Source organism: Thermus caliditerrae (assembly GCF_021462525.1).
Taxonomy (GTDB): Bacteria; Deinococcota; Deinococci; order Deinococcales; family Thermaceae; genus Thermus; species Thermus caliditerrae.
The window spans coordinates 118,965-145,582 of record NZ_JAKEDT010000003.1 but is presented as its reverse complement, the minus strand read 5'-3'; the positions used below and the strand labels follow the sequence as shown (position 1 = coordinate 145,582).

Below are 26,618 nucleotides of genomic sequence, written 5' to 3'. Positions count from 1 at the left end.
ACCAAGTAGCGGTGGAAGGTCAAGGGGTTCCCATCACCAGGTAGGCCAGCCGCTGGCCGTCCCGGGCTAGGACCACGGCGCCCTCGGGCAGGCGGTAGACCAGGAGGTCTTTGAGGCGCTGGGGCACCTCCCCTGCCTGGCCCACGTAGACCGCGTCTTCCCGCAGGCGCAAGGAGAGGACGATGGGGCCCACCTTCAAGGCCAAGGGTTCGGGCGTCAGGGTCAGGAAGTGCACCTCCCCGCCCAGGGTTTCCCGGGTGGGGGGGCGGCGCCCCAAGTACTCTCTGAGGGCCTCGGCCAGGGTGTGGGCCTGGCCCTCGAGCCCCAGGGCCTGGCCCACCTCCCGTAGGAGGGGTTCGGGGTCGCTGGGCCCCAGGCGCTTCAGGGCCAGCTCCAGGGCCTTGCGGGCGAAGTCTTGCAGGGCCTCGAGGGGGGCCTGGCGGTACTTCTCCGCCAGCTCCCGGCCGAAGGCCTGGGGGCTGAACTCCCCTTTGAGCCGGGCGGAGAGGGCCCGGAGAAGCCGGAGGTAGGCGTAGTCCCCGCTGGGGTTGAGGAGGAGGGCCAGCACCCGCCCCTCGGAGAGGAGCTCGTAAAGGCGGAGACCGCTCCTGGCCTCCAGCCGCAGGTGGAGCAGGTCCCCCTCCCGCACCGCCCAGACCTCGAGGTCTTCCCAGGTCAGGACCAAGGTGTCCTCCCCCGCCTCCAGAGGGTGGTCCTGCCCTGCCAAACCCAGGTGCCAGATCCCCTCCACCTGGCTCAGGGTGAGGGTGAGGGGGCCCAAGGGGATCCGGCCGGGCCTGAGGGTCAGGGTCAGGAGGCCCTCTTCCCCCTTTCCCGGCTCGGGTACCTGCGGCCACGGGGTTTCCCCCTGGGGGACGGGAAGAAGGTTGAGGAGGCCAAGCACCTTTTCCATGGCCACCCGAAAGCGCCGCCTCTCCTCCTCCAGCAGGAGCTCCCGCCGCCTTTCCTCCTGGGCCTCCCGCTTGAGGCGTTCTTCCAGCCTCGCCACCTCCTGGGCGGCCGCCCCCAGGCGCCTGGCTTCCTCCAGGGCCCGCCTCAGGGCCAGCAGGTCCCGCTTGGGGGGCAGGCCGTAGGCTTCCTCCCACTCCAGGATGCGGTTCAGGAAGCGGCGGAGGTAGGTGCGGGTTTCCTCTGGGGGTAGGGGGAGGTCTTGGGGGAGGTGCAGGGCGGTTTCCAGGAACTCCTGGAGCAGGGCCTCGGCCACCTTGGGGTCCTCGAGGTCCATGAGGCTGTCGGAAAGGGAGGGGATGGAATGGGTGGGGACGAAGCGAGAGAGGTTGAAGTCCCGCTTGAACCCCTCCTTCTCCCGGTAGTCCAGGTAGTTCTGCAGGAAGGCGTGGATGAGCCGAAGCTCCTCCCGGCGCCCCAAGAGGAGGTCTTTGGCCCTTGCCTTGAGCTCCCGCCCTGCGTGGAGGCGCCACACCTTAAGGGCGATGGCCCGCAGGGCCGAGGCTCCCTGGGGGGCTTCGGGTTCGGCGGGCTCCGGGGGGATTAGGGTGGGGAGGTCCAGGGGAGGGGGGGGTGTTTCGGAAGCTGGGCGCAGGGCCCGGAAGCGGGCGTCCGCCTGGCGGAAGCGCTTGGCCAGGGGGCCGGGGAGGCGGGACTGGGCCAGGAAGGCTCGTAGCTGCAGGAGGGCCTTTTTCCCTCCCTTGGGTACGCGCCCCGCCACCAGGTCCTCCACCCGGTACTCGTAGAGGTCCACCAGGTCGGCCAGGTGCTCCACGCTTCCATCCTATACAATGAGGCCGATGCGCCTCGCCCCGCGCTTCAGCGTGGCTGCCGTGTCCCACGTGGGCCGCCGCCAGAACAACGAGGATTTCCACCGGGTCCTGCGCCTGGAGGTGCCCCAGGGAAACCTTCTCCTCCTGGCGGTGGCCGACGGCATGGGGGGCATGGAGGCGGGGGAGTGGGCCAGCAAGCTGGCCATCGAGGCCCTTTCCGAGGCGGCAAGGACCTACGCCGAGCACCTGAGAAGCGGGCGTCCGGCGGTGGGCCTTGCCCGGGTGATGGAAAAGGCCTTCCAACTGGCGCAAAGGAGGGTGGAGAAGGAGGCGGAGAAGCCGGGCCGGAAGGGGATGGGCACCACCCTCACCGCCTTGCTCTACGCCGACTGGCTGAAGGAGGGGGTGGTGGGGCACATCGGGGACTCCCGGGCCTACCACTTCGGCCCAAGGGGCCTTAGGCGCCTCACCGAGGACCACTCCTGGGTGGCCGAGCGCGTGCGGGAGGGTGTGCTTACCCCCACCGAAGCCGAGCGCCACCCCTACCGCAACGTCCTCACCCGGGCCTTAGGCCTTCCCGAGGCCCGCTTTGACCTTTTGGAGGTGCGCCTTGCTCCTGGGGAGGGGGTGCTCCTGGTGACCGATGGGCTTTACGGCCTGGTGCCCGAGGAGGAGTGGCTCTTGGGCAAGGACCTGCAGGGGAGCCTCGAGGCCCTTGTCGCTGAGGCCCTGCGCCGGGGCGGGGACGACAACGTCACCGCCGTGGCCCTGAGGGTGGAGTGATGCACCTGCTCTTGGCCTTTCTCTTGGTCCTGCTCACCGCGGCCTTGGCCTCGAGGCTTTCGCCTTGGCCCCTTTTCCTGCTCCTGGCCCTCCTCTCGGGGGCGGCCTGGACCACGGGGGCCCGGAGCGAGGTGGCCCTGCCTTGGTTGCTCCTGGGCCTAGGGGTGTTGGCGGCGCCCAAGGTCTACCTGGGCCCTAGGCGGCGGCCGCGCCGCAGGCACCCCACCCAGGAAAAGCGCTCTGGCCGCCTGAAGACCACCGAGGAGGCCGAGGCCCTTTCCCAGCGGTACGAGATCCTGGAGAAGGTGGGGGTGGGGGGCATGGCCACCGTCTATAAGGCCAAGGACCGGAAGACGGGCCGCCTGGTAGCTCTCAAGGTGCCCCAGGAGCGCTTTGTGGGGGACCCCCGGTTCGTGCGCCGCTTCCACCGGGAGGCGGAGGTGCTGGCCAAGATGGACCACCCCAACATCGTCAAGGTGTACGACCACGGCCAGGTGGACGGGGTGCACTTCATCGCCATGGAGTTTCTGGAAGGGGAAGGGCTGGACAAGCTCATTGAGGAGCGGCGCCTTTCCATCAAGCAGGCGGCGGCCATCCTGGCCCGGGTGGCGGACGCTCTCAAGCACATCCACGCCCAGGGCATCGTCCACCGGGACATCAAGCCGGGCAACATCATGGTCCTCAAAGGAGCCCTGAGGGAGGACGGGGTGGACCCCAGGGGGGTGCGCCTCATGGACTTCGGCATCGCCGCCGGGAAGGTGCTCACCCGCCTAACCATCACCGGGGCCCGCATCGGCACCCCGGTCTACATGAGCCCGGAGCAGGCCAAGGGGCAGAAGCTAGACCACCGCTCGGACATCTACTCCCTGGGCATCGTCCTCTACGAGGCCTTAACCGGCCAGCCTCCCTTCACCGGGGGGTACGAGACCGTCATCCACCAGCAGATCTTCCAGGTGCCCACCCCGCCCAAGCAGCTCAAACCCGAGATTCCCCAGCCCCTTTCCGATCTGGTGCTGAAGATGCTGGAGAAGGACCCTGCCAAGCGCCCCAGCCTGGACGAGGTGATGGAGGGCCTCTCCGGTTCCTGGGAGGAGGAGCGGGGCCTGCCCCACCCCTACTACCTGCTCCTGGGGGTGGAGGCCAAGAAGGGGACGGTCCGCTTGCTGGACCTTACGGGGACCGCTGCCAGGCTCCTTTCCGGCATCGGCTCCGCCCCTGGGCAGTTTCCTGCTCCTCCCCTGGCGGTGGCTGCCGATGGCGAGGGGGGCATCTGGGTCTCGGTGTTTGAGCACGGGGCCAAGCTCCTTCACCGCTTCTCCCCTGAGGGGGAGCTTCTCCTCTCCGCCGGGCCTTACGGCATGAAGCCTGGGGAGTTCCTTTTCCCCCTGGCTTTGGCGGCGGTGGATGGAGCGCTTTTCGTCCTGGACGGGGAAACGGCCACGATAAGCCGCCTGGACCTGAAGGGGCAGTACCAGGGGCGCTTCGGGGGGCAGGGGCCAGGGCGGGGAACCTTCCAAGACCCCAAGGCCCTGGTGGCCGGAGGGGGCTTCCTTTTCGTCCTGGACTACGGCAACCGCCAGGTGCAGCGGCTTTCCTTGGAGGGGCAGTACCTTTCCCGCTACGCCTTCCGCCGCTCCAAAGAAAGCGAGGAACTGAGGCTTCTGGGCGGGGTGGGGGTGGAAGGGGAGAGGCTTTACCTCTACGACGTGGAGGCGGCCAAGGTGCGGGTGGTGGACCTCTCCGGGGCCCTTCTGGCCTCCTTTGCCCTGCCCCTCTTGGAGGGGGAGGACCGCATGAGCCTGGTGGAGCTTTTGCCCTTTAGGGGAGTGCTCTATGCCGCCCGCAGGGGTTCGAGCCGCCTCCACCGCATCGACCTCAAGACAGGGGAGGCCCTGCCGCCCTTGGAGGTCTACGCCCCGGTGCGGGCCCTTGCCCTTTGGAAGAACCCGGCATGAGGGTGCTTGTGGTGGAGGATGACCCTGGGGTGCGGGAGGCCCTGGAGCTGGGCCTTTCCTTGGAGGGGCACAAGGTCAAGGCCACGGAGAGCCCCAAGGAAGCCCTAGCGCTCCTCCCCTGGGCGGAGGTGGTGGTCTTGGATGTCCTGTTGCCGGAGGGGGACGGGTTTGCCCTCCTTAAGGAGATCCGGGCCCGCTCGGAGGTGCCGGTGCTGATGCTCACCGCCCTGGACGCGGTGGAGTGGCGGGTGAAGGGGCTGAAGGAAGGGGCGGACGACTACCTGGTGAAGCCTTACAGCCTCTCCGAGCTCCTGGCCCGCCTCGAGGCCCTGTACCGCCGGGCCCACCGCAAGGAGGAAGTGCTGGCCTACAAGGACCTCCGCCTCTATCCCCGGCGCATGGAGGCTTACCGGGGGGAAAGGCGGCTTGCCCTCTCCCCCAAAACCTTTTTGCTCCTCAAGGCCTTTTTGGAGTCCCCGGAAGAAGTGCTTTCCAAGGAGGCCCTGATGCTCAGGGTCTGGGGAGAGGAGGTGGAGCCCGCCACCTTAGAGGTCCACCTCTCCCTCCTGCGCAAGGCCCTGGGGGAGCCTAACCCTATCCAGACGGTGCGCGGCTATGGTTACCGCCTTTTCCTCCCTTAGGGGGAGACTTTTCCTCCTCCTCTTGCTGGCCCTTTTGGCCCTGACCCTTCCCTTAGCCCTCCTCTCCGCCAAGGAGGCAGAGCGGGCGGCCAGCGAGGACCTGCGCCGGGCCCTCTTCACCCGGCTTTACCTCCTTAGGGAGGAGGGGCCTAGGGAGGAAGAGGCGCTCCTCCTGGAGCTCTTCCGCCTGGCCCAGGTCTTCGGGGGCGGAACGGGGTTCGTGGTGGGGCAGGGGGGCGTGGTCTTCACCGAGGAACCCCCACCCCCCTTGCCCCCAGACCTCCCTGCCCTTTTGGCGGAGGGGCGGGCCTACCAGGGGGTATGGCGGGGGGCCCTTTACGTGGCCTTGCCCCGAGAGGGCGGAGGGTTTGGCCTGGCGGTGCCTTTGGAAGGGGTTTCGGGGCTTGGGCGGCGGCTCCTTGGGCTCTATGCCACCTGGGGCGGGGGGGTGCTCCTTGGGGTCTTTCTCCTCTCCGCCTTGGGCCTCTCCCTGGCCCTTAAGCCCCTGGAGCGCCTGGCCCACCTCCTCGCCCTCCGGCCCCTCGAGGACCTCAGCCCCCTGCCCGACCCCGGGCTCAAGGAGCTTCGGCCCCTGGTGGAGGCCCTGAACCGCCGCCTGGGCCAGGTGGAGGGGCTTTTGCGGGAGCTTTCGGAGAAGGAGGAGGCCGCCCGCCGCTTCGCCCGCCACGCCTCCCACGAGCTCCGCACCCCCCTCACCGCCCTCAAAGGGTACTTGGAGGTGTTGCGGCGGGCTCCCGAGCCCAGGGCCCTGGAAGGGGCCTTGCGGGAGGCGGAGCGCATGGAGGCCCTCCTTTCGGGCCTCCTCCGCCTTTCCCGCCTCGAGGCCACCCCCCTCCACCCCAGGCTCCTGGACCTCAGGGCCTTCCTGGAGGAGCGGGGGGTGGCGGTGGTGGGGGAGGGCACGGCTTGGGCCGACCCGGAGCTCTTGGCCCTGGCGGTGGAGAACGTCCTGGAGAACGCCCGCCGTCACGGGAAACCTCCGGTGCACGCCGAACTCCGCCAGGAGGGGCAAGGCGTCTGGCTTTGGCTGGTGGACGCCGGCCCCGGCTTCCCCGAAGCCCTTCTGCCCCGGGCCCTGGAGCCTTTTGTCCACGGGGGTAAGGGCACAGGCCTGGGCCTGGCCCTGGTGGCGGCGGTGGCCCGGGCCCACGGGGGAAGGGCGGCGGTGGCCAACCGGAACGGGGCGGCGGTGGGGCTTTACCTGCCTTTGGCTTCCCTTAAGGTTTCCCCCGGTGCGCCTTTTGGGAAGGGGGGCTAGCCTGGCCCCTTGGAGGTGAGCGTATGCAGAGAGCGTTGTTGGGCGTGATGCTTCTTCTGGCGGGCCTTTCCCTGGCCCAAGGGGTTGACTACCGGCAGGCGGCGGTGGCCTCGGCGGCCTTGGCCCGGCTCCAAGCGGTGGCGCAAAACGCCACGGGAGAGGAGAAGCTTCTTGCTTGGGCTAAGGAGGTTAAGGCCCGGGCGGAGAAGAGCTACGAGGCCAAAGGCTACTTCAAGGCGGCTCGCGAGGCTCAGGCGGCCCTCCTCCTCTTCCGGGCAGCCCAGGGGACGCCCCAGGTACAGGCCAAGGCACCTGCCGCTCCCCGCATGGGGATGGGCCTGCACCATGGTTGGGGACACAGGCGGTGGGAGAGGGGTCCCGTGGGCCAGCCTCCCCGCGCGGTAGCCCCCCAGGCCCGGCTGGCCCAAGGGGCCCAGACGGCGGTGGACCGCGCCGAGAAGGAGCTCGCCTACTACCGGGCCCAGGACAGCCTGGTGAAGGACCTGGTGGCAGAAGCCAAGAACCGCTTGGCCAAGGAACCCGCCCGGGCCTTCCTCCTGGCGCGGGCGGCTTTGGCCCTGATTTCGGCGGAGCGGGGCTTCTAGCGCCACCCCACCCTGGCCTTGCCAGGGTGGGGGTCCCAGCGGAAGGGTAAATGCGGCTTCCATGCGGGCGGTGAGCTGAGGAACGGGGCGCAAGGGCCATGCGCGAAGGTCGCTCCCCTGGAAAAGGGCCGCTTGGGTTCCTCTTGGGCCTAGGGCTCCTGGCCCTGGCGGGCCTGGTCCGGGCGGAGGGGTCCTGGCCCCAACGCCCGCCTTTGGCCAGCCTCGAGGCGGAAGCCGTGCGCCTGCGTTGCCGTGAGGTGGTGCGGGGCCTGCGCATCCAAGCCCTCTACTGGGAAGAGGGGAGGCTTCTGGTCCTCCTGGGGCGGGAGCGCCCCCTCCTCCTCCTGGCCGTAGAGGAGGGTCGGCCCATGCCCCACGCAGGCCCCCTAAGGGGCCGCCTGGTGGAAAAGCGCTCCCTGCCCTTTTTGGGGGAGCTGGCTCTGGCCCGGCGGGTGGTGGCGGCGGGCGGGGAGTACCGCTGCTTTGTCCTTCACCGGGGAAGGGTGGTGGGGGTTTTGCGCCTGGGGGAGGACCTCGAGCCCTTGCCCTTGCCGGGGGTTCCCCCGCCCCCGTGAGGGGTGAGTGCCTGGAGGGCCAGAACGGCTCTTTTCCGGAGTTCCCGTCGGGGCTTGGGCCCCGACGGGGCACTTAAGTACCCCCACGCAAAGGTTGCCCCATTGGCCAAAACCAAAGCGGCGTGCTCATGGTCTCTTTGGGGCCCCCGTCGTGGCGCAAGCCACGACGGGGTACTTAAGCCATCCCCGCCCCTTGCGGTTTTAGAATGGTCTCCATATGAAGCCCGGCCTCTATCCCGTCCTGGGCCCCCCCGCTTCCGGGAAGACCACCCTGGCCCTGGAGTGGGCCCTGGAGGTTCTCTCCCGGCGGGGGCGGGGCTACTTTGTGGGGCTTCCCCACCAGCGGGCCTACGTGTACCGCCTACTGGGTGGGCGGGGGGCCGCCTTGGGCCTGGAGTTCCTCTCCTTCCAGGCCCTATACTACCGGGTCCTTGCGGAGGCGGGCCGCCTGGGGCCCCCGTTGCCGGGGGCGGGGCGGGTGGCCCTGGTGGGGGAGGCCCTAAGGGAGCTCCAGGGGGGGGTGGCCCCGGGGGAGGCCAGGCTCTTCGCCCGGGCTATCGCCGAGCTGAAGCGCCACGGGCTTTCCCCCTTCGCCTTGCCCAAGGAGGGGGAGGCGGGGCGGCTCAGGCGGGTTTACCTGGCGTATGAGCGCCTAAAGCGGGGCCACCTGGACTACGACGACTTCCGCTTCCAGGCCACCAAAGCGCCCCTCCGCCTCTTCCCCCGGCCTGACCTGGTGGTGGTGGACGGGTACCGGGAGCTTGGGCCTTTAGACCTCCGCTTTCTCCGGCGCCTGGCCCAGCAGGTGCCCGTCCTCCTTACCCTGGAGCTTCTCCCGGAAGGCTTGGAGCCCTGGCGGGAGCTTCCCCCAAGGCCTGTGCGGAAGGAGGTTTGGGCCCTGGCCAACCCCGTGGAGGAGGCCCGCCACCTCCTAAGGGCCCTGAAGCGGGCCCTGGCCCCCAGGGCCTTGGGTGGCGAGGGCCTGGACCCCTTTGCGGTGATGGTGGTGGCCCCGGAGGACCGCATCCCTGGGTTTCTCCTCCTGGGGGACGAGTACGGCCTGCCCCTCTACGACGGCCGGGAAAGGGCCTTGGCCGACACCGAAGAGGGAGAGAGGGTCCTGGCCCTTTTGAACCCCTTCCCCACGGGGCGTGACCTTTTGGCCCTAGGGTTTGCCGCCCTGGGGCGAAAGGCCTTGCGGCTGGGGCTTGCAGGGGAGGAGGCCTTGAGGCTTTTGGCGGAAAGGGAAGGCCTTCTTCAGGAGTGGCAGGAGTTTTTGGCCCTGCGCACCCCGGGGCCCGACCTCCTGGCCTGGGGGGAGGCGGTGCTGGAGCGGCTTGGGGTGGCGGTCAAGGAGCCTTTTCTCTCCCGGCTGCGCCTGGCCCTGCGGGCGGATGCGGGGGATCCCCTAGCCTGGTGGCGGAGCCTCCTGCTGGACGAAACCCTGCCCCCGGAGCCCCCTCGAGGGGTGGCCCTCCTTCCCCCTTTGCGGGCCACGGGGGTGCGGGCGGAGCGGGCCTATGTGCTGGACTGGGTGGCGGGGCGCTACACCCTGGGGGAGGGGGAGGATTACTTCCTCCTGGAGGAGCTCAGGGAGAGGGGGCTTCTCCAAGGGCTCCCCCGGCGCCTGCGGGGCCTGGACCCCCTTTTCCTGGAGGAGCTCGCCACGCGGGGGGAAGAGGTGTATTTGCTTTACCCGGAGGCCGGGCCCTCGGGGGCCTACGAGCCCCTGGAGCGGGGGGCGAGGCCCGCACCCCTGCCCCCCGCAAGCCGCCTCGAGGCCCTGCCGGAGGAGCCCTTCGCCCCGCCCCTGCCTGCCTCGCAGGCCCCCCCGGCCCACCTGGAGGTCCTCCGCCGCCACGGGGAGTGCCCCTTCCGTACCTATCTGGAGCGCTTCCCCCTCCGTGCGGAGGACGGCGCCTTGGGCTGGCACCTCCTGCCCGAAGGGTGGGACAGGCTCCTGGCCGACCCCCAGGTGGGCCCCTGGCTCAAGGCCCACGAGGACCTCCTGCAGGCCATGAGCTTTTGGGTGCGCTGGCCGGGGAAGAGGTTTGTGCTGCGCCTGGACGGGCTGCGGCGGGAGGAGGAGGGGAAGGTGGTCCACATCTACCGCTTGTTGCCTGCGGGCCAAGACCCCGACCTTTCCCCGGGCAAGCGCTGGAGCGAGTGGTATGCGGTGGGGGCTTTCCTGCAGCGCCCCGAGGTGGAGGGGGTTTACCTGTGGACCTGGAACTGGCTGGATGAACCCCGTCCTTACCGGGACCGCCCCTTCCGCAAAGGGGAGAGGCTAAGGCCCCTGGAGGCCATCCGGCCTCGGGTGGAGGTGGCCCTTTCCGAGTGGCAAGGGGGCGCCTTCCACCCCAAGCCCGGCTCCCACTGCTGGGCCTGCGGCCTGGAGGACATCTGCCGCAAGGAGGAAGCATGAGGCTCTACGTGGCTTCCGCAGGCACGGGGAAGACCCACGCCCTGGTGCAGGAGCTTTTGGCCCTCCTGCGCAGGGGGGTGCCCCTCAGGCGCATGGCCGCGGTCACCTTCACCCGTAAGGCGGCGGAGGAGCTTAGGCGGCGTATCCAGGAGGAGGTGGCCAACCTCCCCCCAAACCCCTGGGCGGAGGAGGCCAGGCGGGAGGCGTACGGGGCGGTCTTCACCACCATCCACGGCTTCATGGCGGAAGCACTCCGCCACGCCGCCCCCCTTCTCTCCTTGGACCCGGACTTCGCCCTTTTGGACGAGTTTTTGGCCGAGGCCCTCTTCTTGGAGGAGGCGCGAAGCCTCCTTTACCTCAAGGACTTGGACCCGGCGCTGGAGAAGCTTCTCCTTACCCTTTACAAAAAGCGCTCCCTGGCCGAGGCGTACCGGCCCCTGCCTGGGGCGGAAGAGCTCCTTGCCCTCTACCAGGAGGCCCTTCAGGGCTACCGCCGCCGCACCCGGGAGGCCCTGGGGCCTTCCGACCTCGAGGCCCTGGCCCTGCGCCTGCTGGAAGCCCCCAAGGCGCTGGAGCGGGTGGTGGAGCGCTTTCCCCACCTCCTGGTGGACGAGTTCCAGGACGTGAACCCCCTGCAGGGCCGCTTCTTCCAGGCCCTGGAGGCCGCAGGTGCCCAGGTGGTGGCGGTGGGGGACCCCAAGCAGTCCATCTACCTCTTCCGCAACGCCCGGGTGGAGGTGTTCCGCCAGGCCCTGGGGGAGGCGGAAGAGGTCCTACGCCTGGGGGAAACTAGGCGCCACGCCCGGGCGGTGGCCCACTTCCTGAACCGCTTTGTGGGGCATTTCTTTCCCGAGTCCGAGCGGGTGCCGGTGGAGCCCCTGAGGGCGGAGGAGGGCCGGGTGGAGGTCCACTGGGTGGTGGGGGAGGGGCCCTTGGACCGGAAGCGGGAAGGGGAGGCGGCCCTCCTGGCGGAGCGCCTGCGGGCGCTTTCCGGCCAGGGCTACGCCTTCTCCGACATGGCGGTCCTGGTGCGGAGCCGCAGGAGCCTGCCCTTCCTGGAGAGGGCCTTCCGGGCCCTGGGGGTGCCCTACGTCCTAAGGCGGGGGCAAAGCTTTTTCCGCCGCCCCGAGGTGCGGGACGTCTACCACGCCCTCCGCCTGGCCCTCCTGGAAGGCCCCCCGAGCCCCGAGGAGCGCCTCTCCCTCCTGGCCTTCTTGCGGGGGCCTTTCCTGGGCCTGGACCTGGGGCAGGTGGAGGAGGCCCTGCAGGCGGAAGACCCTGTGCCCCTCCTTCCCTTAGAGGTGCAGACGCGGCTGGATGGGCTCAAGGCGCTTGCGGGCCTGCGTCCTTTGGAGGCCTTGAAGGCCCTGGCCCGGGACGAGGCCTTCCTCAGGCGGCTTTCCCAGAGGGCCCGAGCCAATCTGGACACCCTCCTCCTCCTGGCCGCCTCCCAGCGCTTCCCCGACCTCGAGGCCCTCCTGGAGTGGTTGAAGGTGCGGGCCGAGGACCCGGAAACCTCCGAGCTCCCCGAGGGGGGAGAAGGGGTAGCCCTCCTCACCGTCCACGCGGCCAAGGGCCTGGAGTGGCCGGTGGTGGCGGTCTTTGACCTGGCCCGGGGGGAGGGGGGGAGGCCGGAGCCTGTCCTGGTGGGCTTGGACGGGGAGGTGGCCTTGGAGGGTACGGACGCCTACCGACACCTGAAGCGGGCCTTGGACCGGGCCCAGGAGGAGGAGTCCCTGCGCCTCCTCTACGTGGCCCTCTCCCGGGCCCGGGACGTCCTGATCCTGACGGGCAGCGCCTCGGAGCGCCCGGGGCCCTGGGCTGAGGCCCTTAGGGCCTTGGGCCTGGGGCCGCAGGATCGGGACCCCCTGGTGCACCGCTACCCCCTGGAAGGCCTTCCCCCTTCGCCCCCACCCCCGTCCCCCCCCGCCCCCCCACGCCCTGCCCCTTACGCGGAGCACCCCATCCTTCCCGGGCCCTTCCCCCCGGTCTACTCCCCCAGCGCCTACCGCAAGGGGGAGGGGGAGGCCCTGGCCCTCTCCGAGGCCCTCGAGGCCGAGGCCCTCCCGGAGTTTGCCCGGGCCCTGGGCACCCTGGTGCACTACGCCCTGGCTCGGAACCTGGACCCCGAGGACGAGGCGTCCATGGGGGCCCTCCTCCTGCAGGAGGTGGCCTTCCCCTTTGCCGGGGAGGACCGGTCGCGCCTTTTGCGGGAGGTGCGCCTTCTCCTCCGGAACCACCGGGCCATGCTGGGGGAGGCCCTGCCCCCCCTCGAGGCCCGGGAGGAGGACCACGCCGAGCTTCCCCTGGTCCTGCCCCTTGCCGGCACCGTCTGGTACGGGGTGCTGGACCGCCTCTACCGGGTGGGGGAGCGCTGGTACCTGGAGGACTACAAGACCGACCGCGAGGTCCACCCCGAGCGCTACCGCCTCCAGCTGGCCCTCTACTGGGAGGCGGTGCGGCGGGCCTGGGGGGTGGAGGCCGAGGCCCGGCTCGTGTACCTGCGCCACCAAAAGGTGCACCCCTTCGCCCCCCAGGAGCTCCGGGAGGCCCTCACCGAACTGGCATAGCAAAACCCCCCGAGGGCACGCCCTCGGGGGTACAGAGGGGGTCTTAGCGCTTGGAGTACTGGGGCGCGCGGCGGGCCTTGTGCTTGCCGTACTTCTTGCGCTCCACCACGCGGGCGTCCCGGGTGAGGAAGCCCAGGGGCTTCAGCTTGGCCCGGTAGTCGGGGTTGTAGCGGAGGAGGGCCCGGGCTACTCCCAGCCGGATGGCGTCCACCTGGCCGCTCTTGCCGCCCCCCCGCACGGTGATGTAGGCGTCAAAGCGCCCCAGGGCATCCACCGCCCTAAGGGGCTCCAGGGCCGCCACCGCCCGCACGATGCCTTGGAAGTAATCCTGGAAGTCCTCGCCGTTCACGGTGACCTTGCCGCTTCCGGGCCGGAGGAAGACCCGGGCCACCGCCTCCTTACGCCTTCCGGTGCCGTAGTACTGCTCCATCACTTGACCTCCAGCTTCACCGGCTTCTGGGCCTGGTGGGGGTGGGTGGGACCCGCGTAGACCTTGAGGCGCTTGAAGAGCCTCCGGCCCAAGGGCCCCTTGGGGAGCATGCCCTTCACCGCGTGCTCCAGCACCCTCTCGGGGTGGGTGGCCAGCATCTTCTCCGCAGGGATCTCCTTGAGGCCCCCCTGGTAGCCGCTGTAGCGGGTGTAGATCTTCTGCTGGAGCTTCTTGCCCGTGAGGCGGATCTTGTCGGCGTTCACCACCACCACGAAGTCCCCCATGGCCACGTTGGGCGTCCAGTCGGGGCGGTGCTTGCCCCGGAGGAGGGTGGCGATCTGGGTGGCGAGCCGCCCCAGGGTCTTGCCCTCGGCGTCAATGAGAACCCAGCGGGGTTCGATCTCCTTGGGTACGTACGTCTTGGGAAGCATGACTAGGGCCCTCCTTGGAGGCGCGCTTGCACGCGCCCTGTTCTTGCCGGGGGATCGGGGGACCCCGCAAGAACGCCAAAGGAAAGCTTACCATAGACCTGGCCCCTTGCGCCAGATGTGGTAGGCTGAAGACCCGTGAACGGGGCTTCCGAGAGCGCGCAACGGCCGAGAAAGTACGTGTTTGTGACCGGGGGCGTGGTTTCCAGCCTGGGGAAGGGCATCCTCACCTCCTCCCTGGGGGCCCTCCTCCGGGCCCGGGGCTACCGGGTCACGGCCATCAAGATCGACCCCTATGTGAACGTGGACGCGGGCACCATGCGCCCCTACGAGCACGGGGAGGTCTTCGTCACCGGGGATGGGGCGGAAACCGACCTGGATATCGGCCACTACGAGCGCTTTTTGGACCTGGACCTCTCCCGGGGCAACAACCTCACCACCGGCCAGGTCTACCTCTCGGTCATCCAGAAGGAGCGCCGGGGGGAGTACCTCTCCCAGACGGTGCAGGTGATCCCCCACATCACCGACGAGATCAAAGAGCGCATCCGCAAGGTGGCCGAGGAGCAGAGGGCGGAGGTGGTGGTGGTGGAGGTGGGGGGCACGGTGGGGGACATCGAGAGCCTGCCCTTTTTGGAGGCCATCCGCCAGTTCCGCTTTGACGAGGGGGAGGGGAACACCTTCTACATCCACCTCACCCTGGTCCCCTACCTGGAGACCAGCGAGGAGTTCAAGACCAAGCCCACCCAGCACTCCGTGGCCACGCTTAGGGGCGTGGGCATCCAGCCCGACGCCGTGGTCCTGCGCTCGGTGAAGCCGGTGCCGGAGGAAGTGCGGAAGAAGGTGGCCCTCTTCACCAACGTGCGCCCCGGGCATGTGTTCAGCAGCCCCAATGTGGAGCACATCTACGAGATACCCCTCCTCCTCGAGGAGCAGGGCCTTGGCCGGGTGGTGGAAAGGGCCTTGGGCCTCGAGGCCGTCTTCCCTAACCTCTCCTTCTGGCAGGAGGCGGTGCGGGTGCTGAAGCACCCCGAGCGCACGGTGAAAATCGCCATCGCCGGGAAGTACGTGAAGATGCCGGACGCCTATCTCTCCCTTCTGGAGGCCTTGAAGCATGCGGGTATCCGGCACGGGGCCCGGGTGGAGGTGAAGTGGGTGGACGCCGAGGGCCTGGAGGCGGGGGACCTGGACGAGGCCTTCCGCGACGTCGCGGGCATCCTGGTGCCCGGGGGCTTCGGGGTGCGGGGCATTGAGGGCAAGGTGCGGGCGGCCCAGTACGCCCGGGAGCGGAAGATCCCCTACCTCGGCATCTGCCTGGGCCTGCAGATCGCGGTGATCGAGTTCGCCCGGAACGTGGCCGGGCTCAAGGGGGCCAACTCCACCGAGTTTGACCCCTACACCCCCCACCCGGTCATCGACCTCATGCCCGAGCAGCTGGAGGTGGAGGGCCTGGGGGGCACCATGCGCCTGGGGGACTGGCCCATGCGCATCCGCCCCGGCACCCTCCTCCACCGCCTCTACGGCAAGGAGGAGGCCCTGGAGCGCCACCGCCACCGCTACGAGGTGAACCCCCTCTACGTAGACCAGCTGGAGCGAGCCGGGCTGGTGATCTCCGCCACCACCCCGGGCATGCGGGGCCGGGGGGCGGGGTTGGTGGAGGCCATCGAGCTTCCAGACCACCCCTTCTTCCTGGGCCTCCAGAGCCACCCCGAGTTCAAGAGCCGCCCCATGCGCCCCTCGCCCCCCTTCGCGGGCTTCGTGGAGGCGGCCCTTCGGTACATGGGCGAGTGCTGAGCTAAAGCTCAGGGTTATTCCCCGGTTTCGCCGATAGTCTCGGCGAACCGGTTTCCAGTGATTTCCCGTATCTTCTGAAGTATCATCTTGCCGCGTTCTTGGACAAAAGTGTTGTATTGGTCATCCGATAGAATATTTGGCTCCACAATGCCTTCTGCATTGATTTGTATTGGTAGAAGTGCACCGGCTAAACGCTTATTTAGCACATGGAAATTGCCCTTTCCTATTAGGTCCCTCATATAATCTGAGGGATTGCGATTGGACAGAAAGCGGTTGGTGTCTTTCGTAACAGGTATTAGGTTGGCAATACTATCGACGTACTTTTTGGCCCCAAACGAACGAGGGAAGAAATGATGTATTTCGAAATTGTCGGAAGATATCGTTGCGCCAGAGTAAAAGTCCTCTTTAACATAGCGACGTAACAAGGCCAAAGCGGCTTTATACCTGTTGTCGCTTTTTGCCAAGCGAATTAGAGTGTCTACATCGAGCTTTACGGTTGGGATGTCCTCTTCTGGGATGTACCCGTGCTCTCGAAGGATTTGCAAGCTCTGGTAATGCACGAAAATCCTGTAATTCGTGGCGCGGAATCCACTCTGCATTATATTTGAGAAAAACCATTCAACAAGTTGATCGTGTTTTTGAGTTAAAAAATGCTCTTGCTGTTTCTCGGATAACCCGGCGAGTACGGAGGCTAGAGCAACAAGTTGACTTTCCCCAACGTAAAATTGGGGTTCAAGTCCACATTCTCGACGTGCCCAATTGATAGCCCTTACCAGGGCGTTAACGGCGGCTCCCCAATGCTTGATGATGTCGTCTTTGGTAAGATTAAGTTGCTCGCTACGAGAAGGTTCCCTTCCTTTTTCTAGCAGCACAATTACTTGCAACAACCGTTCGCCATCAACATCGAATTCTGATAAAACGGGATGCTGATGGCGGGCCTTTTCATACAAATCACGGAGATCCGGATGGGGAAAATAACGGGCGACGGCTAAGTCAAAAGTTGTCAAGCGTGTACCGGTGGAGTTGATGGTTTCAAAAATCCGACAGATGGCTTCGACACCTTCTTGACCCTCCAGAAGGATGTAAGGCACTTGATAATTTCGTATGGTTTCAAATACACGATGTACTTTTTGGATGGCATGCATTGCCTTGTCTTCTTCTTGGCTAAGTGCCTTGTCTTCTTCTTGGCTAAGGAAGTATCTTATAACGTACTGCTGCTCCTCACCCTCTAGTATTAAATCGGCTCTAACCCAGCGACCATCATTGCGGGTGGCATCAGTAGTTTTCCCCTTTGTTTGCTTGATCCAGTCAGCCCTTTCCTCATGGAATGATTCGTAGATTTCTCTCAGGTCAAACCAATAAGTTTTCGTTGGATTGGCATTCAAAAGGACTCGGACGATAGAGGTCAACCGCTGCTGTCCGTCGAGTATCAGAAGTTCCTGTGCTTCAGGAACATCGCTATTCTCCGGGGCAACCCCTGCATCATTGATTGGAATGCTTTGGTCCATCTCGGTAATAGCAGCTTGGAGTGAGCGCGTGCTTAGCTGAATGTCAGGGCTGGGCTCCAGAAGCAGGAGAGAACCTATTGGATAATTCCGCGCAATGGAGTCGATCAAGAGGGCAACCTGGGCTTCATTCCACACAAAGTCTCGCTGAAACTGAGGTAACTTGAATTGCTTTGCCTTGGCCTTTCGCAAGAGCTGCCGAATAGATAAGGAACCTGTTTGCATACCTGGATTTTAGCGGAAATAAGCTGACCGTATCAAGAGCCGAAATCCAGCTTAGAAAGTGCGAACTGCCGGGCTACCCGCCCGGAGAAGCCCTTCTGCAGGGCGAAGCGCAGGGCCTCCCTTTCCTCTTCCGGGGTCAGGGAGCGGCCCAGGTGGTGGGCCACCACCTTAAGGTAAAGGGCCTTGTCAAAGGGGGGGAAGGTGAGGACCAGGCCGAAGCGCTCGGAAAGGGCCAGGGTGTCCTGAAGCTCGTCCCAGGCGCTGGGGTCGGCCCCGGGTAGGGGGTTTTCCCCAGTCTGACGCACCAGGTGGCGGCGGTTGGAGGTGGCCAGGAGGAGGACGTTCTCCGGGGGGCCTTCCAGGCTTCCCTCTAGGAGGGCCTTCAGGTGATGGAAGGAATCCTCTTTAGGATCCAGGGAGAGGTCGTCCAGGAAGAGGAAGAAACGATGGGGAAGGAGAGCCAGCTTTTCCAACAGGTTTTCCAGGTGGGCTAGGGCATTGGGCTCCACCTCTACCATGCGGGCTTCTCTAAGGTGCAAAAGACTCTTGGCGGCAGTGCTTTTGCCCGTGCCCCGGGCCCCGTAGAGGAGGGTGTGGAGGGCGGGTTTTCCCGAGAGGAAACGGAGGGCATTGGCCCTAAGGGCCTTAAGCTGCTCCTCGTAGCCCAGAAGTTCGTCCTCCTGGGGCAGGCGGTAGCGTTCCAGGGGGCGCACCTCGCCAACGAAGCGGAAGGCCCGGTAGAGGGCAAAGGGATAGGGTCCGTGGGCTTGGAGTACCCGGGCCAGGGCCTCGGGGTCGCGGGTGAGGAGGGCGGCCAGGGCCCCTTCCTCAGCAGGGTGGGGGGGGCGCTCTCCCAGGTCGGCTAAAGGGTACTCCTTCCGCCTTTCTTCCAGTTCCAGGAAGAGGACCTCGAGGTCCTGCCGCATCAACTGGAGAAGCCCTGGGGTGGGCCTTAAAGCCCGCCAGGCCCAGGGGGCTTTGAGGAGGCTTTGGGCGAAGCCATAGCCCCAAGGTTCACCCCGGGGTAGGTCCAGGTCCAGGAGGTCCAAAGGGGTCTTAGGAATCTTCATGGGCCCCATGGTAAAGGAAGACCCCCGGGGAAGGCCCCGGGGTTCCGTGGTGGGCCGCACAGGACTCGAACCTGTAACCCACCGATTAAGAGCCAGGCTCTCCCTTGCATGGCCGTTTTCCCGCGTCCAGGAGCCCAAAGCCTGTCCGCTTTCCTAAGTGTACAACCACCAGATTGGGGTTTCAAGCTCTGTCGGTTGCTCATATCCGGGGTTACAGCCTTCCAAGCTACACTATGCTACCTCACTTCCAAATTTCATCGTGGGCGTGTTCCCCTTTTGACTAACGCCACCAAGTCCACAGTTTGCAGGCGTTCCCTAAGGTCTTCGGTTAGGAGGTGGAGGTAGCGGCTGGTCATAGCCGGTGTCTTGTGGCGCAATATACGTTGCAATGTAAAGGGGTCGCCCCCGCTTTTGAGGAAGTGCGTGGCGAAAGTGTGGCGTAAGAGATGCATGCCTACAGGACGGTCAATTCCAGCGGTCTTAGCCAGGCGATGAATCCAGCGAGACAAAGCATTGGCGTTCAAGGGCCGGTTCCTGTGAACAAACAAGTAGGGTATGGTGGCCCGGCGTTCCCGGTCCACGTACAGCCGTAGATACCGCAAAGTGTCTTTTGTGAGGGGAACGACACTGAAGCCCGTTTTCCCCTCTACCCGCAGGACAGCTTCTTCCCATTGAATATCTTGGAGGGTTAGGCGGCAAATCTCCGAGGCCCGTAGTCCGGCACCCAAGGCGAGCGCTAAGATGGCTTGGTTACGGAAGCGGAAACGAGGGTCTTTACGGGCTGCGGCAAAAAGAGCGGCTATCTCATCTAGGCTTAGAACCTGCCTGGGCCGGAAGTCTTGCCTAGGGCGCTTGCGCCCTTGGAAAGGATTTTTGTCTAGATAGCCAACGGCGACAAGCCAATTGCAGAAGCCCCTTAGCGCCCGGTCATAGTTGCCCAGTGTAGCTTGAGATACATTTTTGAGCAGGGCTTGAGTTACCAGGCTGCGGTTGAGGGCTACCAAAGGCTGGTCCAAATGCTCCCGTAGTAGATAGCTCACGGTCTGCTGATACCAGCGGATGGTTGCTGGCCGTTTCCCCTCCACCCTTTTCTCCTGCAGAAACTCTTCTAGCGCTTCAAGAATTGTCATGCCCGGCACCTCCTTCGACCAAGAGAGATGCCGGGCTCGACAACTCGCTTCCAAGAGTGGAAGCTTTGCCTTTAAAAGGCGATGGTGGGCCGCACAGGACTCGAACCTGTAACCCACCGATTAAGAGTCGGTTGCTCTACCGGTTGAGCTAGCGGCCCAAACGCCAAAGGCTAGTGTAGCCTTCCCCCCTTTTCCTGTCAAGGAGAGGCGGCGGGCCCTTCTTTGCCCCTGGCGGCCCCGCCCTCAGAAGAGGTAGAGCACCGCCCGCCCCGCCTCCACCCGTATCCGGATGGGCCCTAGGGCCCGGTTTTCCAGGGTCAGGGTGGTGGCCTTGAGGGGGGCAGGGGGAAGGTTCCAGCGGGCCCCTTCCACCCCCAAGGTGGCCTCGGGGAAGGGGAGGAGGCTGAAGGGGGCTCCGGCTTCCAAGGGAAAGGTGTGGCTTCCGGGGAGGAGGGGGAAGGCTCGGGTGAGGCCGTCGGAAAGCTCCACCTGCACCCCCAGTGCCGCCAAGGAAAAGGCCAGCTCCAGGTGGGCCAGGGTGTGGTCCAGCCGCCCGCCCAGGGCCCCCAGGAGGAGCATCGCCTCCGCTCCCAGGTCCAGGGCTTTCCGCACCAGGGCTTCGCCGTCCGTAAGGTCCTTATCCCGGGGAAGCACCTCCTTGGGAGCGGGAAGGATTTGCTGGAGCCAAGGAGGGCTTGAGTCGAAGTCCCCAAGCCATAGCTCCAGGGGAAGCCCCAGGGCCAGGGCATGCCGTCCACCGGAGTCCGCCGCCAGGAGGCGGTAGCCCTGAAGGCGCGCCCTCAGGGCCTCCGTTGCCAAGAGGGGGCCGCCCAGGAGGAGGGCAAAGCGCTTCACCCTTCCAAGGGTAACGCCTGGTTGAGGTCCAGGTGGAGGCGGATAGGGGTTCCCTCCTCCGGGCCCTCCTGGGCCTCGAGGTAAAGCCGCACCCCCTTAACCCGCACCCAAAGCCCCACCCTGGGCCCGTAGTAGAGCCGTTCCTCCACCACACCCTCCGCCCCCTCCCCCAGGCGCAGGGCCCCCGGGGGTAGGAGATGCGGCTTAGGCGGCAGGCCTATCCTTTGGCTTTCCTCCGGGGAGAGGAGGTTTTTGTGGCCCATAAAGCGGGCGGTCCAGGCATCTTTAGGTTTGGTGTAGACCTCTTCTGGCCGCCCCACCTGGACCAGACGCCCCTGGCGGATCACCGCCACCCGGTGGGCCAGGAGAAAGGCTTCCCCCTGGTCGTGGGTGACCAGCAGGGCGGTGACCCCTGCTTCCCGCAGGGTCCTGCGCAGGAAGAAGAGCAACTCTTCCCGCAGGCGCAGGTCCAGGGCCCCCAGGGGTTCGTCCAGAAGCAGGAGGCGGGGCTTGGGGGCCAGGGCCCGGGCCAGGGCCACCCGCTGTTGCTCCCCTCCCGAAAGCTCTTGGGGCCTTTTGCCGGCGTGGGACAGGAGTTCCATCCGCTCCAGGAGCTCCCGCACCCGCGCTTCCCTCTCGGCCCTGGGCCAGCGGGCTTCCACCAGGCCGAAGGCCACGTTCTCCGCCACCGTGAGGTGGGGGAAGAGGGCGTAGTCCTGAAAGAGAAAGCCCACCCCCCGCCTTTCCGGGGGCAAGGGGGTGAGGTCCATGCCCCCAAAGCGCACGAAGCCCCGGTCCGGGGCTAGGAGCCCGGCGATGAGCCGCAAGAGGGTGCTCTTGCCGCTTCCCGAAGGTCCCAGGAGGGCCAGAACCTCTCCTTCTTGGGCCGTGAGGTTCAGGGCCAGCTGGAAGCCAGGGAAGGACTTCTCCAGGGAGAGCTCCAGCACCCCTTCATTAAACTAGGGAACCCGGGGCCTTGGGCCCCGGGACCAGAGGAAAGGTAACCTTTACTTCAGGCCCAGCTTCTTCCGCTCGTCCAGCACCTGCTGGGGAGTGAGCTTCTTGTCCCGCAGGGCCTTGACCTCGGCGGCGGTGAAGGGCTTCCAGTCCTTCACCTTCTTGTCGTCGCCCCAGGCGGTAGCGATGTAGTTGAGGACGGCGGCGATATCGTCGTCCTTGAGGCCGTTGAATGCGGGCATGGCCCCGTTGTACTTCATGCCCTTTACCTCAATCTGCCCCTGCAGGCCCCAGAGCAAGACCTTGATCAGGAACTCCCGGCCGCCTTGCTTGCTCAGGATATCCGCCACGTGGCCCGTCAGGGGAGGGAAGGCCCCGGGAAGCCCCTGGCCGTTGGCCTGGTGGCAGCCCGCGCACTGGGCGTATACTTTAGCGCCGTCCGCCTGGGCCAGAGCCAGGCCGCCGAGAAGGAGGAGAGCCATAAGGGTCCGCTTCATCTTTACCCTCCGGGGTATCAGGGTAATTTGTCCCGAGCCGCCCGTCAAGGGGCGAAAGTTTAGCCAACCTTTAGTGACCAAGCAAATGGGAGGGGCTTTGACGAGAACAGAAAGAAGGCAAGCCAAGTGGTATTTGGTGAAAAAAGGAACAAAAGAAGTGTAGTGGAGGGCTTGATTTTGCTCTGATAGGTTGGTAAGGTACAAATGTCCTTGGGTGTACCCAGGCGGTGTAGGATGATGTACGGATACCGGGTACTTTGGATGCTCCTCTTCCTGGGCCTGGCCCTGGCGGCTCCCGACTTCGGGCGTTGGTACCCGTTTGTTCAGGCGCAGGGGCTGGCCCAAGAGCACGGCCGGGTGCTCATGGTTTACTTCCACAGCCCCCACTGCCCCTACTGCGACCAGATGAACACCTTCGTGCTCTCCGACCCCGACGTTAGCCGCCTCTTGGAAGGGCGGTTTGTGGTGGCCTCCGTGGGTACGGAAACCCCCGAGGGGCAGGAGCTCTCCCGGCGCTTCCGGGTGCCGGGCACTCCAACCTTTGTCTTCCTCGTCCACCGCAAGGGGACGTGGGAAGAGGTGGGCCGGTTTTTTGGCAGCCGGCCTCGGGCGCAGTTCCTTGCGGAGCTACGCCAGATGTGTGCCAAGGGAGGTGCGTGTGAATAGGCGAGCGTTTTTGAAGACCACCGGCGCGGCCCTTTCGGCCATGGCCCTGGCCGGCTTTCCGGTGAGGGCGCAGGGCCTCGAGGGCGAGGACTTGGCCAACCTGGAGAAGGCTCTTCAGGAGGCTTTGGGCAAGGGGTTCAAGGACCTGACCCCTTCCAACCTGGTGAAGCTCACCATGCCCGCCATTGCGGAGAGCGGGGCCAATGTGCCCGCGGAGGTGGAGGTGAACCTTCCTGGCGGCCAGGTGAAGGCCATCCATCTCTTCGCTGACAAGAACCCCACGCCGCGGCTGGTTACCTTCATGCCCATGAAGGCCATGCCCTACTACGCCACCCGGGTGCGCTTGGCGGAAACCAGCGCCATCCGGGCCGTGGTGGAAACGGCAGACGGCAAGCTGCTTCTGGCTTCGGCCAGCACCCGCGTGACCGTGGGCGGCTGCGGTTAAGGAAAGGAGGGAGAGCACATGGCCATTCGCACCATCGTTCGCCTCACGCCCGCCAAGCCTAAGGCCGGCGAGGAGTTCAAGCTGCAAGCGGTTGCTCAACACCCCAACGAGCCTGGCACCCGGAGGGACGCCCAGGGCAACCTGATCCCCGCCAACTACATCAGCCTGGTGGAGGTCTACTTTGAGGGGGAAAAGGTAGCGGAGGCCCGCCCCGGTCCCTCCACCAGCGCCAACCCCCTTTACGGCTTCAAGTTCAAGGCGGAGAAGCCGGGGACCTTCGTGGTGAAACTCAAGGACACGAGCGGGGACACCGGCGAGGGTTCGGTGAAGCTGGAGCTGGCGTAAGGCTGGGCGCCCGGGTTCCCGGGCGCCCTTATGGAGGAGGGTATATGCCTCTCAAGGCGTTGCTGATGGCCGGTGCCCTGGCCCTGATGGGCCTCGCCTTGGCCCAGGAGGGGGTGGACCCCCGGGAGGAGGCCAAGCGGCAAAAGCAGCTCCTCTTGGAAACCGCAGGCATCCTGCCCACGGAGCTCATCGTGGAGCAGGGGAAGGACCTCTTTAACCGCAAGGGGCCCTCGGGCAAGACCATGGCCGAGTGCGACTTCGGCTTGGGCAAGGGGGTGCTGGAGGGGGCCGCTGCCCGGCTTCCCCGCTACTTCCTGGACACAGGGAAGGTGGAGGACCTGGACAGCCGCATCATCACCTGCATGACCCGGGTTCAGGGCTTTAAGCCGGCACAGGTGAAGCGGTCCGAGGTGGTGGCCGTGGCCTTCTACATCGCCAGCCATTCCACGGGCAAGCCCATCCAAGTCCGCCTCCTCTTCCCGGAGGAGCGGGCCCTTTACGCCCTGGGAGAAAAGCTCTTTTACGCCCGCTCCGGGGCCCGGGACGTGGGGTGCGCCACCTGCCACGTGACCTACGTGGGCAAGCGGGCCGGGGTGCTTCCCTATGCGGATGTCCTGGGTAAGGACAAGTCCTGGACCCACTGGCCCGCTTACCGCTACTCTAACGACCAGATCTGGACCATGCAGGACCGCATCCGCGCCTGCTACGGCAACATCGCCCACCCCCAGCCGGACCTGTACTCCCTGCCCATCCTGGCCCTGGAGCTTTTCCTGGCCTACAGCAACAACGGGGCGGTGGTGGAGGAGTGGCCCGCTTTTGTGCGCTGAGGAGGGAGCATGAAAAAGGCACTCCTTACCCTGTTGGCCCTCTCCCTTCTGGCTTGGGGCCTGGCCCAGCGCTACCTTCAGGACCCGGAGCTGGAGCGGGTCAAGTCGGGGGGCAAGGCCTACGCTGAGGTCTTCGTAAGCCAACGCCCAGACCAGGCCCTCTGCTCCATCCACCGGAACCGCCTGCCTGCTGATCTTCTGCCTAAGTTCCTCGAGGAGCAGCGTTCCCTCATCAAGTATCCGCAAAATGGCAAGCTCATGGGGGACTGGAAGAAGGGCGGGGCCATCTTCAACAACCTGCAGAAGGCCAACTGCTTCTCCTGCCACTTCGGCTCCCCGGTGCACCTGGGCGGGGACGTGGGGCCCAGCCTGGAGAAGTACGGCCTGAAGCGGGGGCAGTCGGAAGCCGTTCAGCGCTACACCTACGAGGTCATCTACAACGCCTGGGCCTACTTCCCCTGCACGGTGATGTACCGCTTCGGGGCCCAGGGGCTGCTCACCCCCGAGGAGATTGCCGACATCGTGGCCTACCTTCTGGACCCGGAGTCGGACTTCAACACCAAGCCCGCGGTGGGGTCTAAATGAACCGTAGAGAGCTCCTCTACCTCCTTTCCGCTTTGGCGGGCCTGGGCCCTAAGGCCCTGGCCCAGGTCCTGGAAAACCCAGCCCGGCTCTATGAGCTCACCCCATATGGGGATGCCACTTTGCTCTACTTCTCGGACCTCCACGGCCAGGCCTTCCCTCACTACTTCATGGAGCCCCCCAACCTCATCGCCCCCAAGCCCCTCATGGGCCGCCCAGGGTACCTCACCGGGGAGGCCATCCTGCGCTACTACGGGGTGGAGCGGGGCACGCCCTTGGCCTATCTGCTCTCGTACCTGGACTTCGCGGAGCTGGCCCGGGCCTTCGGTCCCATCGGGGGGCTTTCTGCCCTCACCGCCCTCATCCGCCAGCAGAAGGCCCAGGTGGAGGCCGAGGGGGGCCAGGCCTTGGTCCTGGATGGCGGGGACACCTGGACCAACTCCGGGCTCTCCCTGCTCACCCAAGGGGAGGCCATCGTGGAGTGGCAGAACCTCACGGGTGTGGACCATATGGTCTCCCACTGGGAGTGGACCCTAGGGCGGGAGCGGGTGGAGGAGCTCTTGAAGAGGTTCCGGGGCGAACACCTTGCCTACAACGTGGTGGATGAGCTTTTCGGGGATCCCCTCTTCCCCGCCTACCGCATCCACCAGCTGGGGGGGCACGCCGTGGCCGTGGTGGGGGCTTCCTACCCCTACGTGCGGGTTTCCCACCCGGAGTCCTTCACCGAAGGGTTGTCCTTTGCGCTGGACGAGAAGAGGTTGCAGGAAGCGGTGGACCAGGCCCGGGCGGAAGGGGCCGAGGCCGTGGTGCTCCTTTCCCACAACGGGCTACAGCTGGACGCCGCTTTGGCGGAGCGGGTTCGGGGCCTTGACCTCATCCTGTCGGGGCACACCCACGACCTGACCCCCAGGCCCTGGCGGGTGGGGAAGACCTGGATCGTGGCGGGCAGCGCCGCGGGCAAGGCTCTGATGCGGGTGGATTTGAAGCTCTGGAAGGGGGGCATCGCCAACCTCCGGGTACGGGTTCTTCCCGTCCTCTCCCAGCACCTGCCCAAGGCGGAGGACGTGGAAAAGTGGCTTCAGGAGCGGGTAGCTCCCCACCGCCCACACCTCTTTGAGCCCTTGGCGGTTTCCGAAACCCTCCTCTACAAGCGGGACACCCTTTACTCCACCTTTGACCAGATGGTGGGGGAGGCGGTGCGGGCCCTTTACCCGGAGGTGGAGGTGGTCTTCAGTCCAGCGGTGCGCTGGGGGACCACCATCCTTCCCGGCCAGGCCATCACCCGGGATCACCTCTATGCCTACACTGGCTTCACCTATCCGGAGCTCTACCTCTTCTGGCTCCGGGGGGCGCAGATCCGGGGCGTTCTGGAGGATATTGCCAGCAACGTGTTCAGCCCCGACCCCTTCTACCAGCAGGGCGGGGACGTGAGCCGTACCTACGGCCTTCGCTACGCCCTGGACCCCGATGCCCCCACGGGTCGGCGGGTGCGGGAGGTGGAGGTGGGCGGCAAGTCCTTGGACCCGAACCGCCGCTACCTGGTGGCCGCCTACGGGGGAAGGCTCCAGCGGGTGGGGGAGGCCAAGGCGGGCTATGAGCCTAGGCCCATCTACGCGGTGCTGGAGGAGTACCTGAGAGGGGTGGGAAGGGTCAAGGTACTCCCCAACCCCAACGTGCACGTGCTGGGCAGAACCTACCGAGTTCCGGAGGTGAAAGGATGAAGAGATTAGCGGTTATGGTCGCTGGCCTTGTGCTTTTGGGGCTGGGCCTCTCCCAGGTGAGCCCCTTCCGGGCCCGCCTCGAGGCGGTCCTGCACCAGGGAGGGCACGAGTTCGCCCAGGTGATGCTGTCCCAGGACAAGGGGCAAGCGCTTTGCTCCCAGTACCGGGACAAACTCCCCGCGGACCTCATCCCCGGCTTCTTGGCGGAGCAGAAGGCCCTCATCAAGTACCCGCAAAGCGGCAAGCTCCTTGGGGACTGGAAAAACGGGGAGAAGGTCTTCACCGACCCTAAACGGGGCAACTGCTACGCCTGCCACGCGGGGGTGGCCAGCGAGGTGGCCCACGGCACCATGGGGCCTCCCCTCACGGACTACGGCCAGCGGGGGACTTTGGAGGCGGTGGTCCGCTACACCTACGAGAAGATCTACAACGCCTGGGCCTATGTGCCCTGCTCCTTGATGTACCGGGGTGGGGTGCACGGCCTCTTCACCCCCGAGGAAACCGCCGACCTGGTGGCCTTCCTCCTGGATCCCAACTCCCCCATCAACCGGAGGTGAGCCGTGAGAACG

The 26,618-nt window shown here is 66.1% G+C and carries 25 protein-coding genes and 1 tRNA gene; 16 read left to right on the top strand and 10 right to left on the bottom strand.

Annotation, left to right across the window (positions count from 1 at the left end):
• Positions 1–19: 19 nt before the first annotated feature.
• Positions 20–1,744 (bottom strand): hypothetical protein, encoded by a 1,725-nt coding sequence (locus tag L1088_RS03615; RefSeq protein ID WP_234553755.1) that lies wholly within the window; start codon positions 1,742–1,744, stop codon positions 20–22.
• 25 nt (positions 1,745–1,769) lie between these two features.
• On the opposite strand from L1088_RS03615, the gene L1088_RS03610 reads away from it, so the two are divergent.
• From L1088_RS03610 to L1088_RS03575, 8 genes are all read left to right on the top strand, one after another.
• The gene (locus tag L1088_RS03610) at positions 1,770–2,525 is read left to right on the top strand and encodes a PP2C family protein-serine/threonine phosphatase (protein WP_234553754.1); all 756 of its coding nucleotides are present in this window, start codon (positions 1,770–1,772) and stop codon (positions 2,523–2,525) included.
• Positions 2,525–4,480: a protein kinase domain-containing protein gene (locus L1088_RS03605; protein WP_234553753.1), complete on the top strand. Its 1,956-nt coding sequence runs from the start codon at positions 2,525–2,527 to the stop codon at positions 4,478–4,480. The genes L1088_RS03610 and L1088_RS03605 overlap by 1 nt, the downstream gene beginning before the upstream one ends.
• Positions 4,477–5,121: a response regulator transcription factor gene (locus tag L1088_RS03600; protein ID WP_234553752.1), complete on the top strand. Its 645-nt coding sequence runs from the start codon at positions 4,477–4,479 to the stop codon at positions 5,119–5,121. The genes L1088_RS03605 and L1088_RS03600 overlap by 4 nt, the downstream gene beginning before the upstream one ends.
• Positions 5,096–6,400: a sensor histidine kinase gene (locus tag L1088_RS03595; RefSeq protein ID WP_234553751.1), complete on the top strand. Its 1,305-nt coding sequence runs from the start codon at positions 5,096–5,098 to the stop codon at positions 6,398–6,400. The genes L1088_RS03600 and L1088_RS03595 overlap by 26 nt, the downstream gene beginning before the upstream one ends.
• A gap of 23 nt (positions 6,401–6,423) precedes the next feature.
• Positions 6,424–7,005, top strand: a complete 582-nt coding sequence (locus L1088_RS03590) for a hypothetical protein (protein ID WP_234553750.1) — start codon at positions 6,424–6,426, stop codon at positions 7,003–7,005.
• Between the two features lie 98 nt (positions 7,006–7,103).
• Entirely contained in the window at positions 7,104–7,580 is a 477-nt protein-coding gene (locus tag L1088_RS03585) for a hypothetical protein (RefSeq protein ID WP_234553749.1), read from the top strand.
• A gap of 217 nt (positions 7,581–7,797) precedes the next feature.
• Complete coding sequence (locus tag L1088_RS03580) at positions 7,798–10,005, top strand: PD-(D/E)XK nuclease family protein (RefSeq protein WP_234553748.1); 2,208 nt, start codon at positions 7,798–7,800, stop codon at positions 10,003–10,005.
• On the top strand, positions 10,002–12,575 hold the full coding sequence (locus L1088_RS03575; protein WP_234553747.1) for a UvrD-helicase domain-containing protein: 2,574 nt from the start codon (positions 10,002–10,004) through the stop codon (positions 12,573–12,575). The genes L1088_RS03580 and L1088_RS03575 overlap by 4 nt, the downstream gene beginning before the upstream one ends.
• A 43-nt stretch (positions 12,576–12,618) precedes the next feature.
• Here L1088_RS03575 and rpsI read toward each other — a convergent pair whose 3' ends face one another.
• The gene (gene rpsI / locus L1088_RS03570; protein ID WP_234553746.1) at positions 12,619–13,005 is read right to left on the bottom strand and encodes a 30S ribosomal protein S9; all 387 of its coding nucleotides are present in this window, start codon (positions 13,003–13,005) and stop codon (positions 12,619–12,621) included.
• Positions 13,005–13,436: a 50S ribosomal protein L13 gene (gene rplM / locus L1088_RS03565; RefSeq protein WP_038047824.1), complete on the bottom strand. Its 432-nt coding sequence runs from the start codon at positions 13,434–13,436 to the stop codon at positions 13,005–13,007. Before rplM ends, rpsI begins: the two co-directional genes overlap by 1 nt.
• A 135-nt stretch (positions 13,437–13,571) precedes the next feature.
• Between rplM and pyrG the strand changes: the two genes are divergently transcribed.
• Entirely contained in the window at positions 13,572–15,224 is a 1,653-nt protein-coding gene (gene pyrG, locus L1088_RS03560; RefSeq protein ID WP_234553745.1) for a CTP synthase, read from the top strand.
• Between the two features lie 14 nt (positions 15,225–15,238).
• Here pyrG and L1088_RS03555 read toward each other — a convergent pair whose 3' ends face one another.
• The 7 genes from L1088_RS03555 to cycA all read right to left on the bottom strand — a co-directional run bounded on the left by L1088_RS03555 (position 15,239) and on the right by cycA (position 21,463).
• Positions 15,239–16,954 (bottom strand): GmrSD restriction endonuclease domain-containing protein, encoded by a 1,716-nt coding sequence (locus tag L1088_RS03555; RefSeq protein ID WP_234553744.1) that lies wholly within the window; start codon positions 16,952–16,954, stop codon positions 15,239–15,241.
• Positions 16,955–16,986: 32 nt separating this feature from the next.
• On the bottom strand, positions 16,987–18,024 hold the full coding sequence (locus L1088_RS03550) for a DUF815 domain-containing protein (RefSeq protein ID WP_167764500.1): 1,038 nt from the start codon (positions 18,022–18,024) through the stop codon (positions 16,987–16,989).
• A gap of 254 nt (positions 18,025–18,278) precedes the next feature.
• Positions 18,279–19,154 carry a tyrosine-type recombinase/integrase gene (locus L1088_RS03545; RefSeq protein ID WP_234553743.1) on the bottom strand — a complete coding sequence of 292 codons (876 nt, stop codon included), beginning with the start codon at positions 19,152–19,154 and terminating at the stop codon, positions 18,279–18,281.
• Positions 19,155–19,236: 82 nt separating this feature from the next.
• Positions 19,237–19,312: transfer RNA gene (locus L1088_RS03540), tRNA-Lys, on the bottom strand.
• Between the two features lie 85 nt (positions 19,313–19,397).
• Entirely contained in the window at positions 19,398–20,009 is a 612-nt protein-coding gene (locus L1088_RS03535) for a thiamine diphosphokinase (protein WP_234553742.1), read from the bottom strand.
• A complete protein-coding gene (locus tag L1088_RS03530) occupies positions 20,006–20,956 on the bottom strand; it encodes an ABC transporter ATP-binding protein (RefSeq protein WP_234553741.1) in 951 nt (316 codons plus the stop codon). Before L1088_RS03530 ends, L1088_RS03535 begins: the two co-directional genes overlap by 4 nt.
• A gap of 60 nt (positions 20,957–21,016) precedes the next feature.
• Positions 21,017–21,463 carry a cytochrome C-552 gene (gene cycA / locus L1088_RS03525; RefSeq protein ID WP_234553740.1) on the bottom strand — a complete coding sequence of 149 codons (447 nt, stop codon included), beginning with the start codon at positions 21,461–21,463 and terminating at the stop codon, positions 21,017–21,019.
• Between the two features lie 237 nt (positions 21,464–21,700).
• On the opposite strand from cycA, the gene L1088_RS03520 reads away from it, so the two are divergent.
• Genes L1088_RS03520 through soxX (L1088_RS03490) form a run of 7 tightly spaced genes read left to right on the top strand, consistent with a single transcriptional unit; the run spans position 21,701 to position 26,606 of the window.
• The gene (locus L1088_RS03520) at positions 21,701–22,129 is read left to right on the top strand and encodes a thioredoxin fold domain-containing protein (protein WP_234553774.1); all 429 of its coding nucleotides are present in this window, start codon (positions 21,701–21,703) and stop codon (positions 22,127–22,129) included.
• Complete coding sequence (soxY, locus tag L1088_RS03515) at positions 22,122–22,574, top strand: thiosulfate oxidation carrier protein SoxY (RefSeq protein WP_234553739.1); 453 nt, start codon at positions 22,122–22,124, stop codon at positions 22,572–22,574. The genes L1088_RS03520 and soxY overlap by 8 nt, the downstream gene beginning before the upstream one ends.
• Positions 22,575–22,592: 18 nt before the next feature.
• Positions 22,593–22,919: a thiosulfate oxidation carrier complex protein SoxZ gene (gene soxZ / locus L1088_RS03510; protein ID WP_038047807.1), complete on the top strand. Its 327-nt coding sequence runs from the start codon at positions 22,593–22,595 to the stop codon at positions 22,917–22,919.
• A gap of 44 nt (positions 22,920–22,963) precedes the next feature.
• Complete coding sequence (gene soxA / locus L1088_RS03505; protein WP_051913572.1) at positions 22,964–23,746, top strand: sulfur oxidation c-type cytochrome SoxA; 783 nt, start codon at positions 22,964–22,966, stop codon at positions 23,744–23,746.
• 9 nt (positions 23,747–23,755) lie between these two features.
• Complete coding sequence (gene soxX / locus L1088_RS03500; RefSeq protein WP_234553738.1) at positions 23,756–24,331, top strand: sulfur oxidation c-type cytochrome SoxX; 576 nt, start codon at positions 23,756–23,758, stop codon at positions 24,329–24,331.
• Positions 24,328–26,049, top strand: a complete 1,722-nt coding sequence (soxB, locus tag L1088_RS03495; protein WP_234553737.1) for a thiosulfohydrolase SoxB — start codon at positions 24,328–24,330, stop codon at positions 26,047–26,049. Before soxX (L1088_RS03500) ends, soxB begins: the two co-directional genes overlap by 4 nt.
• The gene (gene soxX, locus L1088_RS03490) at positions 26,046–26,606 is read left to right on the top strand and encodes a sulfur oxidation c-type cytochrome SoxX (RefSeq protein WP_234553736.1); all 561 of its coding nucleotides are present in this window, start codon (positions 26,046–26,048) and stop codon (positions 26,604–26,606) included. Before soxB ends, soxX (L1088_RS03490) begins: the two co-directional genes overlap by 4 nt.
• Positions 26,607–26,618 lie beyond the last annotated feature (12 nt).

Coding starts and splice junctions, on each gene's coding strand:
- L1088_RS03610 (WP_234553754.1), top strand. CDS start 1,770: ATGCGCCTCGCCCCGCGCTTCAGCGTGGCTGCCGTGTCCCACGTGGGC.
- L1088_RS03605 (WP_234553753.1), top strand. CDS start 2,525: ATGCACCTGCTCTTGGCCTTTCTCTTGGTCCTGCTCACCGCGGCCTTG.
- L1088_RS03600 (WP_234553752.1), top strand. CDS start 4,477: ATGAGGGTGCTTGTGGTGGAGGATGACCCTGGGGTGCGGGAGGCCCTG.
- L1088_RS03595 (WP_234553751.1), top strand. CDS start 5,096: ATGGTTACCGCCTTTTCCTCCCTTAGGGGGAGACTTTTCCTCCTCCTC.
- L1088_RS03590 (WP_234553750.1), top strand. CDS start 6,424: ATGCAGAGAGCGTTGTTGGGCGTGATGCTTCTTCTGGCGGGCCTTTCC.
- L1088_RS03585 (WP_234553749.1), top strand. CDS start 7,104: ATGCGCGAAGGTCGCTCCCCTGGAAAAGGGCCGCTTGGGTTCCTCTTG.
- L1088_RS03580 (WP_234553748.1), top strand. CDS start 7,798: ATGAAGCCCGGCCTCTATCCCGTCCTGGGCCCCCCCGCTTCCGGGAAG.
- L1088_RS03575 (WP_234553747.1), top strand. CDS start 10,002: ATGAGGCTCTACGTGGCTTCCGCAGGCACGGGGAAGACCCACGCCCTG.
- rpsI (WP_234553746.1), bottom strand. CDS start 13,005: ATGGAGCAGTACTACGGCACCGGAAGGCGTAAGGAGGCGGTGGCCCGG.
- rplM (WP_038047824.1), bottom strand. CDS start 13,436: ATGCTTCCCAAGACGTACGTACCCAAGGAGATCGAACCCCGCTGGGTT.
- L1088_RS03555 (WP_234553744.1), bottom strand. CDS start 16,954: ATGCAAACAGGTTCCTTATCTATTCGGCAGCTCTTGCGAAAGGCCAAG.
- L1088_RS03550 (WP_167764500.1), bottom strand. CDS start 18,024: ATGAAGATTCCTAAGACCCCTTTGGACCTCCTGGACCTGGACCTACCC.
- L1088_RS03545 (WP_234553743.1), bottom strand. CDS start 19,154: ATGACAATTCTTGAAGCGCTAGAAGAGTTTCTGCAGGAGAAAAGGGTG.
- cycA (WP_234553740.1), bottom strand. CDS start 21,463: ATGAAGCGGACCCTTATGGCTCTCCTCCTTCTCGGCGGCCTGGCTCTG.
- L1088_RS03520 (WP_234553774.1), top strand. CDS start 21,701: ATGTACGGATACCGGGTACTTTGGATGCTCCTCTTCCTGGGCCTGGCC.
- soxZ (WP_038047807.1), top strand. CDS start 22,593: ATGGCCATTCGCACCATCGTTCGCCTCACGCCCGCCAAGCCTAAGGCC.
- soxA (WP_051913572.1), top strand. CDS start 22,964: ATGCCTCTCAAGGCGTTGCTGATGGCCGGTGCCCTGGCCCTGATGGGC.
- soxX (WP_234553738.1), top strand. CDS start 23,756: ATGAAAAAGGCACTCCTTACCCTGTTGGCCCTCTCCCTTCTGGCTTGG.
- soxB (WP_234553737.1), top strand. CDS start 24,328: ATGAACCGTAGAGAGCTCCTCTACCTCCTTTCCGCTTTGGCGGGCCTG.
- soxX (WP_234553736.1), top strand. CDS start 26,046: ATGAAGAGATTAGCGGTTATGGTCGCTGGCCTTGTGCTTTTGGGGCTG.